Source organism: Lysinibacillus odysseyi 34hs-1 = NBRC 100172, from assembly GCF_001591965.1.
Classification (GTDB): Bacteria; Bacillota; Bacilli; order Bacillales_A; family Planococcaceae; genus Lysinibacillus_B; species Lysinibacillus_B odysseyi.
On the sequence record NZ_BCVX01000001.1, the window covers coordinates 433,856 to 451,046 of the forward strand.

At 40.0% G+C, this 17,191-nt stretch carries 17 protein-coding genes; 3 read left to right on the forward strand and 14 right to left on the reverse strand.

All coding sequences use genetic code 11. The features are described 5' to 3' along the window. The first annotated feature begins 1 nt into the window (after position 1). Together BOD01S_RS02310 and BOD01S_RS02315 are read left to right on the forward strand one after the other, a co-directional pair. The gene (locus BOD01S_RS02310) at positions 2-1,516 is read left to right on the forward strand and encodes a CoA-acylating methylmalonate-semialdehyde dehydrogenase (RefSeq protein ID WP_036155249.1); all 1,515 of its coding nucleotides are present in this window, start codon (positions 2-4) and stop codon (positions 1,514-1,516) included. Positions 1,517-1,967: 451 nt separating this feature from the next. Beyond that, entirely contained in the window at positions 1,968-3,302 is a 1,335-nt protein-coding gene (locus BOD01S_RS02315; RefSeq protein ID WP_036155250.1) for a VWA domain-containing protein, read from the forward strand. Between the two features lie 93 nt (positions 3,303-3,395). Here the strand turns inward: BOD01S_RS02315 and BOD01S_RS02320 are convergent, their stop codons facing one another. The 14 genes from BOD01S_RS02320 to BOD01S_RS02385 form a co-directional block, all read right to left on the reverse strand. After that, entirely contained in the window at positions 3,396-4,484 is a 1,089-nt protein-coding gene (locus BOD01S_RS02320; protein ID WP_036155251.1) for a helix-turn-helix domain-containing protein, read from the reverse strand. Positions 4,485-4,645: 161 nt separating this feature from the next. Further along, on the reverse strand, positions 4,646-6,751 hold the full coding sequence (locus BOD01S_RS02325; protein WP_036155252.1) for a GAF domain-containing sensor histidine kinase: 2,106 nt from the start codon (positions 6,749-6,751) through the stop codon (positions 4,646-4,648). Positions 6,752-7,044: 293 nt separating this feature from the next. Next, entirely contained in the window at positions 7,045-7,404 is a 360-nt protein-coding gene (locus tag BOD01S_RS02330; protein WP_036155253.1) for a DUF2750 domain-containing protein, read from the reverse strand. A 148-nt stretch (positions 7,405-7,552) separates the two neighbouring features. Then, positions 7,553-7,720 carry a hypothetical protein gene (locus BOD01S_RS02335; protein WP_036155255.1) on the reverse strand — a complete coding sequence of 56 codons (168 nt, stop codon included), beginning with the start codon at positions 7,718-7,720 and terminating at the stop codon, positions 7,553-7,555. Positions 7,721-7,884: 164 nt separating this feature from the next. Further along, complete coding sequence (locus tag BOD01S_RS02340; protein WP_036155475.1) at positions 7,885-8,094, reverse strand: hypothetical protein; 210 nt, start codon at positions 8,092-8,094, stop codon at positions 7,885-7,887. A gap of 520 nt (positions 8,095-8,614) precedes the next feature. Further along, a complete protein-coding gene (locus BOD01S_RS02345; RefSeq protein WP_052124866.1) occupies positions 8,615-9,244 on the reverse strand; it encodes a YdeI/OmpD-associated family protein in 630 nt (209 codons plus the stop codon). Positions 9,245-9,306: 62 nt separating this feature from the next. Continuing rightward, entirely contained in the window at positions 9,307-9,921 is a 615-nt protein-coding gene (locus BOD01S_RS02350; RefSeq protein WP_036155259.1) for a pentapeptide repeat-containing protein, read from the reverse strand. 98 nt (positions 9,922-10,019) lie between these two features. After that, positions 10,020-10,355: a hypothetical protein gene (locus tag BOD01S_RS02355; RefSeq protein ID WP_036155261.1), complete on the reverse strand. Its 336-nt coding sequence runs from the start codon at positions 10,353-10,355 to the stop codon at positions 10,020-10,022. Positions 10,356-10,492: 137 nt separating this feature from the next. After that, positions 10,493-10,948 (reverse strand): GNAT family N-acetyltransferase, encoded by a 456-nt coding sequence (locus BOD01S_RS02360; protein ID WP_036155263.1) that lies wholly within the window; start codon positions 10,946-10,948, stop codon positions 10,493-10,495. Positions 10,949-11,094: 146 nt separating this feature from the next. Continuing rightward, on the reverse strand, positions 11,095-11,523 hold the full coding sequence (locus tag BOD01S_RS02365) for a MarR family winged helix-turn-helix transcriptional regulator (RefSeq protein WP_036155265.1): 429 nt from the start codon (positions 11,521-11,523) through the stop codon (positions 11,095-11,097). A gap of 137 nt (positions 11,524-11,660) precedes the next feature. Beyond that, positions 11,661-12,287, reverse strand: a complete 627-nt coding sequence (locus tag BOD01S_RS02370; RefSeq protein ID WP_036155268.1) for a nitroreductase family protein — start codon at positions 12,285-12,287, stop codon at positions 11,661-11,663. 247 nt (positions 12,288-12,534) lie between these two features. Beyond that, positions 12,535-13,323, reverse strand: coding sequence for a YwqG family protein (locus BOD01S_RS02375; protein ID WP_036155269.1), 789 nt, complete (start codon positions 13,321-13,323; stop codon positions 12,535-12,537). Positions 13,324-14,111: 788 nt separating this feature from the next. Then, positions 14,112-14,609: a DUF3278 domain-containing protein gene (locus BOD01S_RS02380; RefSeq protein ID WP_036155271.1), complete on the reverse strand. Its 498-nt coding sequence runs from the start codon at positions 14,607-14,609 to the stop codon at positions 14,112-14,114. Next, a complete protein-coding gene (locus BOD01S_RS02385) occupies positions 14,590-14,802 on the reverse strand; it encodes a helix-turn-helix transcriptional regulator (protein WP_036155476.1) in 213 nt (70 codons plus the stop codon). The genes BOD01S_RS02380 and BOD01S_RS02385 overlap by 20 nt, the downstream gene beginning before the upstream one ends. 904 nt (positions 14,803-15,706) lie before the next feature. Here BOD01S_RS02385 and proS point away from each other — a divergent pair. Then, positions 15,707-17,143: a proline--tRNA ligase gene (proS, locus tag BOD01S_RS02395; protein ID WP_036155275.1), complete on the forward strand. Its 1,437-nt coding sequence runs from the start codon at positions 15,707-15,709 to the stop codon at positions 17,141-17,143. The last annotated feature ends 48 nt before the right edge of the window (positions 17,144-17,191 follow it).

Sequence of the window (17,191 nt, forward strand, 5' to 3'; positions counted from 1 at the left end):
CATGACAAATAGTACAACTGTAAAAGAGTTAACTCATTTTATCGGCGGCCAGCAAGTAGCCGGTGCAAGCGGACGTTTCTCTGACGTATACAATCCTGCAACAGGAGAGGTCATTGCCAAGGTACCATTAGCTTCATCAGTTGAAGTGAAGGCAGCTATCCAGAAAGCGAAAGAGGCATTTCCTGCATGGAGAGATCTAAGTGTAGCAAAACGTGCAGAAGTTGTATTGAAGTTCCGTAATCTTCTCACTGCCAATAAGGAGAAAGTAATTGACTTAATCTGTACAGAAAGCGGCAAAACCGTAGAAGATGCAATGGGTGAAATCACGCGGGGATTAGAATCGGTAGACTTAGCCATCAGTGCGCCGCATTTGGTAAAAGGTGAATATTCGGTCAATGTCGGGGGCGGCATCAATGCTTATTCTGCCAAATATCCGTTAGGGGTAGTCGCTGCGATTGCTCCGTTTAACTTCCCTATCATGGTCCCTCTTGCACAAACAAGCATGGCCGTTGCTGTCGGGAATGCTGTCATTTTAAAAGCATCAGAACGGGTGCCGATGACAGCCCTTTATATTTCCGAACTGTGGAAAGAAGCGGGCTTGCCGGATGGTATATGGACAGTCGTGAACGGGGATAAAGAAGCAGTAAATGAATTATTGGAAAATCCTGCTGTAGAAGCCATTTCATTTGTCGGTTCAACACCTGTGGCACGCTATATTTATGAAACAAGCGCCAAATACGGCAAGCGGGTTGTCGCATTAGGCGGCGGCAAAAATAATATGGTCGTCATGCCGGATGCCGATTTAGAGCAAGTAGCCAATGCCTTTATCAGTGCTGGTTACGGGGCGGCATCTCAGCGCTGTATGGCAATTTCGACTTTAATGGCAGTCGGTCAAGATACTGCTGACCGTCTCGTTGGAATTTTAAAAGAGAAGATTGAAGCACTAAAAGTAGGAGCTTATCAGGACGGTGCCGACTATGGACCTGTCATTTCCCCGCAAGCAAAACAGTCGATTCTAGCTGCCATTGATCAAGGAGAAGCCGAAGGTGCGGCACTTGTCGTAGACGGCCGTGAAAAAGAGATTACAAAAAACAGTAAAGGCTTCTTCCTTGCTCCAACTTTATTTGACCATGTCAAGCCGGGGATGGAGCTATATGATCAGGAAATTTTCGGTCCGGTCCGTAATATTGTAAGAGTCGATTCGCTGGAAGAAGCAATTTCACTAATTAATGAGCATGAGCTTGGCAATGGCGTAACGATTTTCACGAATGACGGAGCAGCAGCCCGCAAGTTTACTACCGAAATTGATGTCGGTATGGTCGGTGTCAACGTACCAATTCCTATTCCGGTAGGCTACCATAACTTTGCAGGATTTAAGGGCTCACGCTTTGGTGATGGTCAAATGTTCGGACCAGATCAGGCGCGTTTCTATACAAAGTCCAAAATGGTATCAGAGCGATGGATTACACCAAGCGATTCATCCGGTCTTTCCTTCGCCTTCCCAAGTAATAAGTAAAACCCCCTTTTCCCTCCCAAGCTGCGGTTTTCTGCGTGCTTGGGAGGGCTCTTTATGCAGTTCCCCTTTTTCCTTTGAGACTTTTTAAGATTAAATCATCATTTTGCCCTAGTAAGACTCATCATATTTCATACATGCTTTGCTTCTTTATATCTGAAAGGATGCTCTCTATTATCAACGGTACATTTCTGCCAAAGCCCTTCCCGCCCTAACAAAACGTTGAAAGGCTTTACTATAAACTTATCAATCCTCCAATACTTCTACTCCTCCTTCAACGCCCTCATAAGTGCCGCTGTTTAAAAAGAAGATTTCATTAGTAATGATTGGAAAAAGCCGACGCATTTCTTTATCATGAAAGAGTAAAGTAGTAGTTTACCAGACATGTTTTTATACACGAGACATTCCCCCGCGGTAAGCTTTACGTAACTAACACAAAGGAGTAGATGGATGTATGAAGCATTTTATTCGTGGCGAAAAGGTAAAATTATCGGATTATACGCCAGACAGCCGGCTGGAAGTGACGGTACAGATTGCATCGGATTTTGAAATAGATATTACCTGTTTTGGGCTTGATACAAATAAGCAGCTGACCGATGATCGTTATATGGTTTTTTACAACCAGCTGCAGTCCCCTCATGAAGAAATCAGATTGATTTCCTCAGGCAATGGCAGCGGTACCTTTTCAATCGATTTATCAAAGCTCCCTTCTTCCGTCCAATATCTCGTCTTTACGGCGACAATTGATGGTGCGGGCACAATGGGGCAAATTCAGGATGGTGCTATGACAGTTCAGGCAAATGGCCAGCTTCTTCTCAGTTATGAATTAAGAGGGGCTGATTTTAAAAACGAAAAAGCGATTATTATTTCCGAGTTGTATTATAAATCGCTATGGCGTGTCGCAGCTGTGGGGCAAGGCTTTGACGGCGGTCTTGCCGCACTGCTCACAAGCTTCGGCGGGGAGGCCGGAGAAGAACAGTCCCCTGCACCGCCTTCACCTGCTCCACAGCCTCCTGTTGATAAGAAAGTTTTACTGGAAAAGCGCTTGGAGAAAGAGGCGCCAAAGCTGCTTGACCTTTCAAAAAAAGCAAAGATCTCCTTGGAAAAGGTCGGTCTACAGCACCATCAAGCAAAAGTCGCCCTCTGCCTCGATATTTCAGGCTCCATGTCCCGTCTTTATAGCTCCGGGAAAATACAGGATTTCGCAGAACGCATTTTGGCACTTGGCACCCGCTTTGATGATGACGGCTCCATCGATATTTTTCTCTTTGGTAGAAACGCCCATAATGCAGGTGAGCTGACGATTACCAACTTTGAGGGCTTTGTAAACCAACTGATCAAACGATACCCACTGGAAAGCAGCACATACTACGCAAAAGCGATGAAAATGATCCGTGAGCACTACTTCGGCTCTGCAGAAAAACGAAATCAGCCGTTATCGCAAAAAACGCCCGTGTATGTTATGTTCGTGACAGACGGCGATACATTTGATAAGGATGAAACGACAAAGCATATTAAAGATTCCTCCTATGAACCGCTGTTTTGGCAGTTCATGGCGATTGGTGAATCAAAAAAGGATGCAAAAAAAGGGCTTTTCAAAAACTTCATTCAATCGAACTTTGCATTTTTAGAGCAGCTTGATGATTTATCCGGACGTTACATCGACAATGCAGACTTCTTTAGTGTCAAAGATCCAGCTGATGTTTCGGACGACGAACTGTATGATCTGCTCATGCAGGAATATCCCAAATGGGTGAAAAAAGCACGTTCAAAAGGAATGTTTAACTAACAAAAAAACCGCACGTATGGAATCGTCATCGTGCGGTTTGTTATTTTAGAAGCTGCGATAGTTCAAGGGCTCCCTAAAAGTTAAAGCATATTTTTAATCATACGTATTTCTAGCTTGATTAATAAGCGCTATATATTGGGAATCACCGTAGCCCAACGTGGGGAAAACTTTAAATAGCCTCTTCACTAATTCATCTGGAGATAAATCTTTATTTTTTAAAATATATTTCGTCACCTCATTGTTTACCTCCAGCATATTTAAAAACAAATCTATTGCCTGATACATGACAGGAAGTAATTCAATCGACGGCTTTTTATGATGAATGAGCACGTCTTCGTATATAGCATAATAGTCACCTAATAGTAACTCTGTCTGATTGACTTTAAATTCATCTTCCCGAAAGTTATTTAAAAATACCTTTCCTTTATACTGTCCCTGTTCCAAATAGGCAAGGATTGTTAAGAGGTTCATCTGACAAAACATGTCTTCCCCAAACCATAGAACGATATATTGATAGTCTTTCTTAAATAAATCATCCATTGGCTTCATTACCTTCTGAATATAATTTTCCACCGAGTCCTGATGACCGGCTGCCCTCACCTTGATAAATCCCTCTGAAAACACCTGTTTTGTTGTGGCATTCACACACATTGCTTCGTTAAACGGCACATAATCCGAATCACCCATTAGCTTTTTTGATGCAAACTCTTCGTACATCATTTGCCCGTTTAAAATATTTAGCACGTCTTGATCAAACAATTCGCCATTTACATTTTTTAACCGTTCCATTTCATTTTCTCTCGTAAAATTCATCATAAATCCATCCTTACTCTGGTTAATAGTAGGTTTAACAAATGACTGTACCGGCAGCTTATTCATTTGGAATGCTTTCGGGCTTGTCCCAAACACCGACTTAAATGCCCTGCTGTATGCTTCCTGTGAAGAGTAACCGTACTCAACAGCAATATCGAGTATCTTCCGTTTGCTCCTTAACTCCTCTGTAGACAAATACAATTTCCGCAAAAGGATATAACGTCTTATACTCACCCCTGTTGCCTGATGAAATTTAAAGGAACAATAGTAGGGGGAATAGCCCATGTAATGTGCCAATTCATCTAATGAAAATTCATTTGTTAAGTTTTCTTCTATCCAATCAATCATAAGCTGTATATATTCATCCATTTGTCTCACCCCTGATTAATAGTATAGGACGCCGTTAATTTGTTCTTTTGATATTTGTTGTGGTTGTAACGGGGGTCTCCCGAAATGCCCGTCAATTTAAAAGCCTATTCAAGAGGTCTTGAATAGGCTTCATTCAGTATGAGGAAGGCTGATTGATAGACTTATAATCTACCTTTTTCATTCCTTGTAAAAAACTTCACTAAAAAAGTAGTTCCATCTGTTCCCGTGTCAACTTCAATTGTTGCACCGTGGCGGGCGGCAATGCCATAGCAAACACCTAGGCCAAGGCCGGTGCCATTATCTTTCGTTGTAAAAAACGGAGTGCCCATCTTTTCCAGCACTTCCGGACTGATTGCTTTTCCTTCATTATGAATAGAGAGCACTACAGCATCGTCCCCTTCCCTAAAGGTTTTAATAGACAATACCTCTCCTTTATCCATCGCCTCTAACCCATTGCGGGACAGATTGACGACTAACTGCCGTATCTCGCCTGGGTTTAAAAATAACGGCAGGGTGTCAGTTGTATCAACTTGAACATTTTTATCTTGATTAAAAGCATCAATCATGATCAACGGTACAATGTCTTGAACTACAGAATTCAAGTCCATCATTTGCAGATCGGTTGTTCTTGTTCTTCCCATTGAAAGAAATTCAGTAATGATCGAATTTGCCCGGTCAATCTCTTCGATCATTAAGTCAAAGTAGCCATCATATGCTCCAAAATTCTCTTTCTCCTGTAAAAGTTGCAGGAAGCCCCGGACCGTTGTCATTGGATTCCTTATTTCATGGCTGATACCTGCTGCCATTTGGGCGATTAATTCAAGGCCGGATAACCGCTTTAGCTCTCTCTCATACTTTTTCTTTTCCGTTATATTTTTAAATATGCAGCAAATTCCATCTTCATAAGGGTATGCTGCTATCTCATACCAATAGCCTTCATAAACAGATTGGGCTTCAAAATTAACGGGTGCCCTTTCCTCCATCGCCTTATAGAGTTTTTGATAAATGGCTGTTTCGGCAGCCTCGGGATAGATCTCCCACATATTGTGTCCGAGCACCTCTTGAACCGTTTTGTTTTTAGGCAGATGATGATGTTTATTGACAATGGTATATCTCCACTCTTTATCAAGCGCAATAAAACCATCTGTAATGCTTTCAATCACACTCGTCAGCTTCTCGTTTGCTGTGGCGAGCTCCCCTGTCCTCTCTCTCACGACATTTTCTAGTTTGTCCAATTGAAGGAGATTCGCTATTGAGGAGGCTGTCGTATCGACAAGTGATTGGGCCAATTTCAGCTTGGATTCCATATGTTTTGGGCCTTTCCCTGCCCAGTTAACGACAACAATGATGCCTAACACCTTGCCGAGCGAAACGAAAGGCATAATCAAAAGACTATTCATCTGAACGGATCGGCATACTTCATGATTAAGCCGCTCGTCTGCAAATACATCTTCTATGAAAATACGGGACTTTGTTTCAATTACCTCCTGCAGAAGAGGACGGAAGTTTTGATCAATATCTTCATTTGTGTCAGCCCAATTGATCTCTGTCCAATCACTTTCTTTATTCAGCTTTCCGCTTCTGACTATTTTTCTATTTACCGGCTCTAGAAGGTACGCCACTAAATTATCGTTATTCAGCAGTTTCCCCAAATAATAAAAACACTTATCAAGACCTTCCTGCATGGAGGAGCACATTGAAAGGTCACGTGTTATATCAAGCAGCAACTGCTTCTCGTCAATAAGCCACTCCTGCTGCTTCACTATATTGGCATTTTGAATGGCGACCGCTGCCATATTTACATATGCTTCCACACTTTGGATCTCCAGCTCGGTTAAATTCATCGGCGACCCATAATTAAATAAAAACACCAGTCCAAATAGCTCCTGTTCGAATGAAATAGGCAGTGCCAGTATCGACTTCATCTTGAAATCCTCCACTGGTCTTTCATCCGGCCTGTCGTCCCGCGAAGTATCATGAATATAAATTGTTTTCCCTGTTTCAATCACTTCTTTTACCAGCATATCCTCTGCAGGGTCGATTACCTGCATATCCAATGTCTGCCCGCTTATTACTTCAGGCTTTCCGACAAAGCCTCTGTATGTTCCATCGTCCTGGGGCAGATAAATCCCTACAGCATCACATTGAACTATCTCCTCCGAGATTGCAGTTGTGACATGCTGCAACACTTCCCGAAGCTCTAAATTTGTATTAATTATTTTGGTTATATTCGCAAGCCGAAGATATCTCGTCTGTTCTTTTTCCATCTGAAATCCCCAATCATTACCAGTCGTCGAATGGACAACAGCAATAGACCATAATTTAAACCACCAGTCTATATACAATGCCCCGTCTTATTCAATATTTATAGTTATGTCCATTCTATCATTTGATTGCAGGAGTTTGTTTAAAAATGACTTTTTACTAGTATATACCTTTTGAAAAACTTTCTTTTCTTCTTAATACAAAACAAAGGAGCTGCTCCGGAATGATGGGACTTTCCGGAACGCTCCTTTGCTGAATGTGTAGTTGGTTGAAGGTATAGTATCTTTCTCGTTACTTACCCTATATTGTACAGCATTTCCTTTACCTCTTCACGTGTCTGGATGATCGTATCATAGCCATTCGGAAAAATTGTGGCCGCGCCGCCGACCTTTTCTATATCAGCAAGAAAGTCGTCTACAAAGGCATTAAGTGTTACATTAAATGCCTCGTACGGTATAATCAACTTCTCTGCCACCATTTCCGCAAAGCTCCGGCTTGGCCATACAGGAAGTAAAAATGTATGCTTTTCATCTTCAAATAGTAATAAATCGCCGACCCTGTTACGTAGCAGACATACCTGTTCTTCCACTGTCACCATTCCGTAAAAATAGGCAAGTCGCTTCTCTGCAGGACGGCTTATAATAAAACGGTTCATTAGATTCATCTGCAGAAGTCCTTTATCCTAGTGTTCTAAAAATTATATTAAAAAACAGAGAAAAATACTACCTCCATTTATAGGAAAGACTTCATGTAAGATGAATGCACTGTTAATATACAAGACACGATCAATTTCACATAGTCGTTTATTTTTTATTGAAACACTGCTCGCATAGGAAACTTCCTTCGTTTTGTAAATAGGCTTTTATTTCTGTAAAACCCTTACGTTTTGGGTAACGTATTTTCACAAAAACGACTTCATCGCCTTTAATTTCTTTGCCGCATTCCGTACATTTAGGCTCTTCTCCAAACATTTTTCATTCCCCCCATAAAATTTATGTATACATGTATTACGATTGAGTTTTACAAAAGTTCCCTGAAGGATAAATACCCGCCAAAATAAAAAACCAGTAAAATCATATTAAAAGATTTTACTGGTTATCAGCCTTATGACTGTCATGCTCGCATGCTTGCCCTTTTAGCGTGACGCTTTTGGCGGCTGGCATACGTCACATTTACGCTGGTTATTGTTTTTAAATTTCGTAAATGTTTTTTCAAAGTTACTGCCGCATGCGCATTTAAAAAGCAGCTTCTGAGAAAAACCGTGATATTCTGTTGTCAGCAGTTTGCTGTCCGAATTATTCTCTACAAATTCCTTAATTTTGCCGATCGTCCATCGTTTATTCATTGTTTGTACCTCCAATTTTTCATGCAAGGCGGAGGCTCTTTTGGCATCCATTTAATTATAAGTAAGTATTATAATTCCCTTAAGCTCCTCATTATAACATGGGCTGTTAAACATTTAAATAAACGAAAAACGCCTTACTTTAAACTCCCTTTTTCAGTAATTAAAAATTCCTAAAAGAAATACGGATAGAAAATAAAAACCAGCCTATACTATTAAAGATTTCACTTCAAATCCAATGACTTAGGAGGGTTAACCCGATGAGTGCGGATGACCGATAACTCAGAAGGACAATCAAACTGATTGCAGCCAAAGCGTGATTGTCTTAGGAAGTTCTTAAGATACAATGCGGAAGCGAGGCAGTGTGTCATGGATAACAAAATGTAGTGTGATCAGACCCGGAATTCATATTCCGGGTTTTTAATTTCCTTTTTTTGCTCAGCAAAAAAACGCGGCCGTCTGTCAGCCGCGAGCTTTTCGTTTTTTTGTATATGTATTCCCCTGCCGTTCTCCTAAAGCGCCGTTATTTCTGAGCCTTTCGATAATGCTCTTTCGTTTTATAGCCCTGTGTTAATAAATCAGCCATTTCGACTAAACGCTGCTGCTGTGTTTCTTCCTTCTTTGCGCTGAAGACATAGCGTGCCCAGTCCTTTTGATAGCCGGGTGTAAGTGATTCAAACAGTGCCAGTGCTTCTTTCTTATCAGCCAAATACTCGGTAAGCTTCGGGATATATGCTACATAGTCACCAACCCGCTGACTTGACGCTGTGCGTTTTGTCTTTTTCGTCTGCTTTTTAAGCGATAAAATCGAATATGTGTCATCCAATGACTGCAAACTCGCAAACTTGACAGCACTTCCGAACACATACTTCTCCTCATCCATTTCAAATGCCGGGAAAATATCATCTCTTCCGATATAAGTATCAAATTGTTTGTTGCCTTTTTTCGGATATAGAAGGAAAAGATATGCCCCTTCCTGCAGCTGATCCTCTTTTATTATTTGACGTACCGTATCTACCATTTCATTGACTGAATACACAAAGGCCAGCACCCGGTCAAATGGTGCCGCATTAACTGATGTAACAGGGAAATCATCAGGAGCGTTCAGAACCTGAATCGCCAAATTCCCTGTTAGCTTAAACTTTTTCTCCATCTTTATCATCTCCTTCATCGACTTTATTTAAAATCATTGCCGCAGCAGTCATCCTAGAATGTTCAATCCCGGATTTCGATGCCAAGCATCATCGCAAATAACACAGCCTGCGCCGGAGCAATTTTACACCCTTGCACCTGCTTCAGATCAATATGCAGAACTTCAAACATCGACTGACTGAAATCAAGCCCCTTTAAAGCCGTTTCCTCAAAGCTAGCTTCATTCAAATCACAGGACTCCCAGGGTAATCCATTGTGCCTCATATGATAAAAGTCCGTGCCTTGCATCGTGCAGTGGGAAAATTTCGATTGTGTAAATGTCGCCTCCGCGAAAACAGCATAATTTGCGAAGCACTGTGTAAAACTTGTATCATGGAAACGCCCTTCTGCAAAGCTTGTGCCTACCAGTTTACAATTGACAAAGTTCGTGCGGTAGAAATAACCGCCTTCCCACCTGCTGTTTGATAAGTCACAATGCTTGAACACGACATCCGATAAATCAAACTTTGCAAAATCACATGCCTGAAATACACAGTGCTCGAAAACGACGTTCGACAAGCTGTATTTTTCAAGGTTTTCCTCATCCACCACTTCATGGCGAATAATACAGTCCATAATCTCCTCGTTCTTTAAAGCGTCCGAAAACGCTACTTCTTCATACTCATCATATTGGGTCATGCTATACCTCTCCTGACTTTGCTAAAGATCACGCTAAAAAATCAGCGGTTTAAAAGATTTTGCCATATTGGTTTACCACATCGTACTAAAGCTGATCTTTAATTTACTAATTGCTCAGTCATCCCAAAAAGAAATGCACAGACAAAAACGCTCATTAGTACGCCTATAAGCGCCGTAAGAACAACCGCCAGCTTAAAGTATAGGCCACCTTCATTAAATTCTTTCGTTCTCTTTAAGTAAAAATAAAAACATGGCAGGATCAATAAAATACCGACCCCCGTCTGCCATGAAAAGGACAACTGCCCCGATACCTTGGCTTCACCGAACAGCAATACAAAGATACCAATTAACATACCGTAACTGTAATATTTTGTGAAATGGTAAAAATTATATAAACGAGCCCTTTCTCTTTCAATACGTTCTTTTCGTGACAAAGCGATTACTCCTTCAGATGTTTTTCATAGATGCAGAAATCTATTACTCCTATTAAAAATATACTATAGTAATTCTGTAATTACTCTTTTTATTTAGTTACATCGTAAAGAAAACACTCAATATTCACCGCATACATTTATCTGTGCCCAACTTTTCGGGCCTGTATATATCCGTAATAGGCACACGTACCGTTTTGGGACAAATCCTTCACTTCAAACCCGCATCGCTCGTAAAAGCTGAAATTATTTGCAGAAGTATGGGCAAACCAATCGCCATGAGGCAGCTTTTGCAGGCAAAGCTCCACCAGCTTCTTGCCAATTCCTTTCCCACGATATTCAGATAATACAGCCAGATCCATAATAGTAGCTGCCATGATTTTATCTGAAAGGACCCTTACCATCCCGATCATTTTCTCTCCGTCCCACACGGTAAAAGCCCAAGTCGAGTTCGTAAAAATCAATGAATACTTTTCCATCTGCCAGGACGGTGTATTTCTCGCCCAGCCTGCATCCTGAAACAATGCTTCCACATTTTCAGCTGGTACCCCTTCTGTTCCTTCTCTAATGACTAGTCCATTAAAATATTGATACATCCGATACTCCCCCTTTTTATTCTTTACGGTATTCTACAAAGGGAGCAACATCCCTTTTTTCCATAGAAAAAACACCCTACAATTTACTCTTCAGATCATACCGAAAGTAAGTGTAAAGATGTTTTGTGTCTTTGGACTGCTCTATTCTATAAAGTTTCTGCATTTTCGTTTAAGCGATTGATCAGCCCACCCAGCTGTTTGATCTCGTCAGCTGTAAAGCCTTTATACAAATCGCCCATACATTGTTCTTTTCCCATATTGCAGCCGTTCAGCAGCTTTGTTCCTTCAGGTGAAATCGCTACAAGAATTTCCCGGTTATTTTTTTCGTTGCGCTCCCGTGTAACAAGCTGTTGTTCTTCCAGAATTTTCAAATGACGCGTAATCGCGGCCTGGTCAATGGCAAGCGTCTGCTGAAGAGCCGTTTGTGTCATGATATCATTTTCCTCAAGAGCATATAAAATTTCATAGCGTGTTAGGCTGATGCCCGTTCTTTTTTCAAATGAAAGGGTTACCCGGCGGTCAATATTTTTCAACATCAAAAATACTTGTCGTAAATCATTTTGGCATGCTGACATGGTGGTCCTCCTATTAAATACTCTCTTTTAGCATACGCTATCTCTAGCATTTCTAAAAGTATTAAAATCCATATACTGACAAAAAAGAAAGGGTTACCTTGAACCGTTTCTTTCAAGATAACCCCGCCTGATTCGTATTATGAAAAACGTAAAATTTGTTCAATTGGCAGACGTGAAGAGCCGTATGCAGGAGCCGCTTCTTTCCCGATTGCGATAAGCACGATCGGAATTTCATTTGCTGGTAATGCATATTTTTCCGCAAATTTCACTTTATCAAAGCCACCCATTGTTACTGTATCATAGCCCATTTCTTTTGCCAGCAGCATAATTTGCATTGAAATCAAGCCTGCATCAAAATGCGCAATGTTTTTTAGTACAGCCTCAGGTGCATTGCCATATAAATTCAATGAGTTTTCAATCATTGCATCAGCAAGCTCACGTGGCATATAGCCTTTTTCTGCATTCGCATCGTAAATTTGCTTCGCATTTTCATGCATTTTAATATCGCCTAACACGGCAATGACAGCCGATGATGTTTCCACCTGTTCCTGATTATTGGCAATCGCACGAAGCTCTTTCTTCTGCTCCTGATCATCAAAAACAAGGAAGCGCCAAGACTGCATATTACTTGAAGATGGAGCGGATGTCGCCTGCTCTATTAAATGCTGGAGCTGTTCACGCGGAATCTTTACTCCCTCTTTATATTTACGGACAGACTTACGATCTTCCATAAGCTGTTCTAACGGTGTTTTTGTTTGTACCATTTTAATCTTCCTTTACTATAACTGATTTTAATTACTGCTTTATTATAATTGACTAGTCAACTGTTGACAAATCATTTGTTTGGGAAGCACTTTTAGCTGTTGCTTTAAAATTAGTTTGTGCAAAATTCGCTCCGGTACTATTATTGACGTTAGTAAAAACAAACCATTTTTTAATTTAATCTTCGTAAAGCCGCAAAGGAGATGTCCCGGAAAAACTTACCGGACACCTCCTCTGTTTAATGAATGATTAGAAACATTGTAATGTAAATTGAACTTTTTCGAATTGCTTATTTGTTAATGAGTTCTTATCTATACAAAAATAAAGCATGCCACAATCGCCCCAAAGCAATTCCAAGTCGTCTTCATCCGAATCAATCTGCAGGAGCAGTACAGCTTCTTCGGGTTTAAGACCAAATTCTTCAAAAACATCATTTTGAATACTAAATGGATATCCTAACAGGTAGTGAGCCGGTTCGTAATTCCCTTCCTCATCACTAGGCTGGATAAGTTCCTGTCTCATCTCAGAATAGCTTTCTTCATCCTCATTACTAAACTCTATATCTTCAGGATACTCCGGTAATGTCAGCTTAGTTGTGAAAGAAACTTTAAAAACAGGCAAAGGGAGATAGTCTTCTGTCACTTCAGGATATTGTTTTCTTCTTAATTCTTTTTCATCCCCATCAAAGTATAAAATCTTAAAACAACCACCGTCTTCTTCAAAACCCCATGGCTGCTCTACTACATCATAGAACACATAAAGGATCCCACTGTCTGGGAAATGATTATCTACGTCATACGGTTTTACTTCCTGTAAATTGAATTGTCCCAAAAAAGAGAGCGATCTATCATTGTATGTTGGGAATTCCCAGTCTTCCGGCATATCTGGTAGACCGCCGATTTTAGAGGCACCTAACGGAATTTGTTCTTCCTCCAACTTATTTTTAATGATTTTAATGGATGGCCTTGCAGCTTTTACTATAGCTGTCTCCTTGTGAAGCAGCCTGTATTTTTGCAACAATGTTTGTAAATGTTCCAATTTATTTACCCCCTGTATATTTCAGTGTTTCTAGACTGTAATGATAAAGTTACCAATATAAAAAATTACCTGTTCTTCTCTAAAATATCCGATACATGCTGCTCAGTCTGCGAAAAGCGGGATTTTTACGTTCCTGTTGGTTTGAAATAGAGGTTGATTATTTCCTAAGAAATAGTACACGGTTTCCAGTTTTTCTGTTTTCTAAAAAAGATTAAGTAATTCTTTTTGTTTAGAAGTGTAAACCCTAATTTTCTCAAGCTTTTCAAACGTAATAAAATACTGTAGCTCTATAGCTTTTGAAGCTCATTTATAAATAACAAAAGGATGTAACCACCTATACATATAAAACCTAAGGAAAATAAGACAAAAAGCAGCGAGCATATAATCAAAAAAAACTTACCGAACCAATTACTATATATCCATTTCACGCCCTCTCCCCATTTCTAAAATTGAATAAAAAAAGCGTTCTTGATATAAATAAAAGACGAAGATTATAGGTAAAAGTTACATATAAAGTAATTTTACTACAGCAGTTAAACCAGCCTATACATAAAAAGAGCGCAATTCATGATCTAGAATTGCGCCCTATTGTTGAATATCAAATCAGGTATAGTTGCCCTTTGTTTGTTAAATAAAACTGCCTATCAATAAAAGGACATTTCCATACAGTCTTGTCGTTTATCCTATGTATTAGAGAAATGCTGTTCCAGCTATAAAATAAGCTGGTCAATAAAAATGTCTGTCCTTACGTTGGAGTTTACACACCCTATACGAAAGTGATCTTACCATTAAAAGTGTTTCTGTAGCTTTGATTTTGAAACTCCATACATTGTCATCCCAAAGAACAGTCCACCCAGAAGCCAAATCAGTATATTCCACCAGCTTACGTCTATTTCACCAGTGGAAAGATAGGGTGAAACATACTCCATAAAAACTAACATGAACAATCCCCATTGGAAACCTGCCAAAGATGATGCTTTTTTTAATTGTTTTTTCTTTTCCTCGTATTCTTCTACCGAAGCACAATCTGTTTCATCCAGTTGTTTTTTTCTTATTTTAATAACAGTCATAAGTGCGTAAACCATATTAATGAGCAGTAGTGAAGGGGTTGCAAAGGAAAGTGTGTTATGAATTGTATCTATAATAAGGCTTATAAACATTAAAAACATGGATAAATACCATAACATAATTCCCAAGAAAGCTAATTCCTTATAAATTTCATAACGCTGATATTCATCTCGATCATCTAGCACACCAATAAAACGATTAAGTAATTGATTCTTCATTATTTTTCTCCTCCCAAAATAGAGTATTAAGGTCTGTATTCAGCTCCTTTGCTAAGGAAATACACAAGGATAGTGAGGGATTGTATTTATCATTTTCAATTAAATTAATGGTTTGTCTTGCTACACCAACCCTTTTAGCAAGCTCAATTTGAGTAAAGTTGCAATGTTTCCTATACTCTTTGACCCGATTCAAGTCAAACACCCTTTCCATTACCTTATATAAGTACATTATATGTGACTTTTCTGGCTAATGTCAATTATATATGACACTCCTTTTCAATATTAGGGGTAATATATTTATTTTTCTAAAAAACAGTACAAAAAAGACCGTCTCATTGACGATCTATTGTTAAACACTTGGGTTGTAATAAACAAACCAAGGACCATTTTTGCAAGCCCTATTTCGATAAAGCACCTGCTGCCTTATTATCACTTCTCAATATTTCCAGGGTTCTCCACATATAAGCCTAATACATACCCGCAGTTCGAACAGTAATAGGACGATATCGGAGATGATAAACTTCTGGCATTATTGTACGAAAACATTTGAACGACTGCATTCCCAGACCGGATCATCCCCTTTTCGATTTGGCTGTTATGACATTTAGGACATTCTTTTTCTTTCATCTTTACAATTCTCCCCCTCTTCGAAAAATGAACAATAGAAATACCGAATATTGTTCTTCTACACTATTACGGATTACAAATAATTTAGTTTCCTTTTCTTTTGCAACCTTTTTATAAAAGCACACCAACACAATAAGCAAAATCATTGAAGAAGAATGTTGAATTCCATTTTGCAAATTGATATAGTAATTTGTAAATATGAAAATCCATGATGTGATCAAGTAAATAGGAATTGTGAAACAGAAAATATAGCCTTGGCTGAGAGCTATATCACCTCTTCTTATTGAACCCTGCCACGGAGATGTTAGGTAAAAGCTAACCGGGTCGTTACGTTACTAACGGATCGAGGACTTAATATTCATTATTAATGTCAAACGAAGGTGGTACCACGTCTAATCGCGTAAAGACGTCCTTTTTTAGGACGCTTTACGCTTTTTTTGTTCAATTTTATTTTTCAGGAGGAAAAGACAATGTCTCAAAAAACAAACGATTTTTCAAAGTGGTATATTGATACAATTCAAAAAGCCGATTTGATGGATTACACACCGGTCCGCGGCTGCATTGCCTTTAAACCGGACGGGTATGAATTGTGGGAGCATATCCAGGCGGAGATGGATAAACGCTTTAAGGAAACCGGCCACCGTAATGCCTATTTCCCAATGTTAATACCGGAATCCTTCTTCCAAAAGGAAAAGGATCATATCGAGGGCTTCTCACCCGAGCTACCTTGGGTAACGGAAGCTGCCGGGGAAAAATTAGAGGAACGGCTGGCACTGCGCCCAACTTCCGAAACAATGATCGGGCATTTGTATTCGAATTGGATTAAAAGCTACCGGGACCTGCCTGTTTTAATCAACCAGTGGGCAAATGTATTCCGCTGGGAAAAGAAGACGCTTCCGTTTATCCGTACTTCCGAATTTTTATGGCAGGAGGGTCATACTGCCCATGTCGATGAAGAGGATGCGCGAAAAGAAACGATGCAAATGCTGACAATTTATAAAGAGGTCGTAGAAGGATTACTTGCCATCCCGGTTTATGACGGACAAAAAACACCGTTAGAACGCTTTGCCGGTGCTGTGGATACATTCTCTATCGAGGCAATGATGAAGGATGGAAAAGCGGTACAAGCCGGTACTTCACATTATTTAGGGACAAAATTTGCAGAAGCATTTGATATTAAATATTTAACGAAGGAAAATAAGCATGAATATGTGCATACAACATCTTGGGGAACGTCTACGCGTTTAATCGGATCTGTCATCATGGTTCACGGCGATGAACAAGGTCTTGTCCTGCCGCCGAAAATTGCACCGACTCAAGTTATTTTGATTCCTGTCGGCCCGTGGAAAAAGAACCCTGCCATCATCGAGAAATTGGATGAAGTCTTTGCAGCATTAAAGGCAAAAGGCATTCGTGTTCGTTTGGACGATTCCGACCAATCACCAGGCTATAAATTCAATGAATGGGAGCTGAAAGGGGTACCTGTACGTATTGAGCTTGGCCCACGTGATTTAGAAAATAACCAAGCCTTACTAAAAGCCCGTGATGAAGAAGAGAAAATTTCCGTACCGTTAGCATCTATTGTAGAACATATTGAAAAAGAGCTTGAAACGATGCAAACACGTCTTTTCGAAAAAGCAAAAGCTTTCCGTGCAGACAATTCCCATACACATATCGATACGATGGAACAGCTGGAACAGCATCTGGCAGAGTCCGAGCAAAACGAAACGATTCCAGGCTGGATATTAGCCGGCTGGTGCGGCGATAATACGTGTGAGGAAAGTATAAAAGAAAAAACGAAATTTACAACCCGCAACATTCCATTTAACCCGCCGACAACAAAACATACATGCCTTCACTGCGGCAGTGAAGCAAAACATACTGTTTGGTTTGCCCGTGCATACTAATACGCGGTTTTAGTTAAAAATCTATCAAAGTAATACAGAAGGATAGGA

What these genes read in the sequence shown, in the direction of transcription:
- BOD01S_RS02365 (WP_036155265.1), bottom strand. Translation starts at nt 11,523, where the DNA reads ATGTCAGCATGCCAAAATGATTTACGACAAGTATTTTTGATGTTGAAA.
- BOD01S_RS02315 (WP_036155250.1), top strand. Translation starts at nt 1,968, where the DNA reads ATGAAGCATTTTATTCGTGGCGAAAAGGTAAAATTATCGGATTATACG.
- BOD01S_RS02320 (WP_036155251.1), bottom strand. Translation starts at nt 4,484, where the DNA reads ATGGATGAATATATACAGCTTATGATTGATTGGATAGAAGAAAACTTA.
- BOD01S_RS02370 (WP_036155268.1), bottom strand. Translation starts at nt 12,287, where the DNA reads ATGGTACAAACAAAAACACCGTTAGAACAGCTTATGGAAGATCGTAAG.
- BOD01S_RS02335 (WP_036155255.1), bottom strand. Translation starts at nt 7,720, where the DNA reads ATGTTTGGAGAAGAGCCTAAATGTACGGAATGCGGCAAAGAAATTAAA.
- BOD01S_RS02350 (WP_036155259.1), bottom strand. Translation starts at nt 9,921, where the DNA reads ATGACCCAATATGATGAGTATGAAGAAGTAGCGTTTTCGGACGCTTTA.
- BOD01S_RS02340 (WP_036155475.1), bottom strand. Translation starts at nt 8,094, where the DNA reads ATGAATAAACGATGGACGATCGGCAAAATTAAGGAATTTGTAGAGAAT.
- proS (WP_036155275.1), top strand. Translation starts at nt 15,707, where the DNA reads ATGTCTCAAAAAACAAACGATTTTTCAAAGTGGTATATTGATACAATT.
- BOD01S_RS02345 (WP_052124866.1), bottom strand. Translation starts at nt 9,244, where the DNA reads ATGGAGAAAAAGTTTAAGCTAACAGGGAATTTGGCGATTCAGGTTCTG.
- BOD01S_RS02325 (WP_036155252.1), bottom strand. Translation starts at nt 6,751, where the DNA reads ATGGAAAAAGAACAGACGAGATATCTTCGGCTTGCGAATATAACCAAA.
- BOD01S_RS02380 (WP_036155271.1), bottom strand. Translation starts at nt 14,609, where the DNA reads ATGAAGAATCAATTACTTAATCGTTTTATTGGTGTGCTAGATGATCGA.
- BOD01S_RS02310 (WP_036155249.1), top strand. Translation starts at nt 2, where the DNA reads ATGACAAATAGTACAACTGTAAAAGAGTTAACTCATTTTATCGGCGGC.
- BOD01S_RS02360 (WP_036155263.1), bottom strand. Translation starts at nt 10,948, where the DNA reads ATGTATCAATATTTTAATGGACTAGTCATTAGAGAAGGAACAGAAGGG.
- BOD01S_RS02330 (WP_036155253.1), bottom strand. Translation starts at nt 7,404, where the DNA reads ATGAACCGTTTTATTATAAGCCGTCCTGCAGAGAAGCGACTTGCCTAT.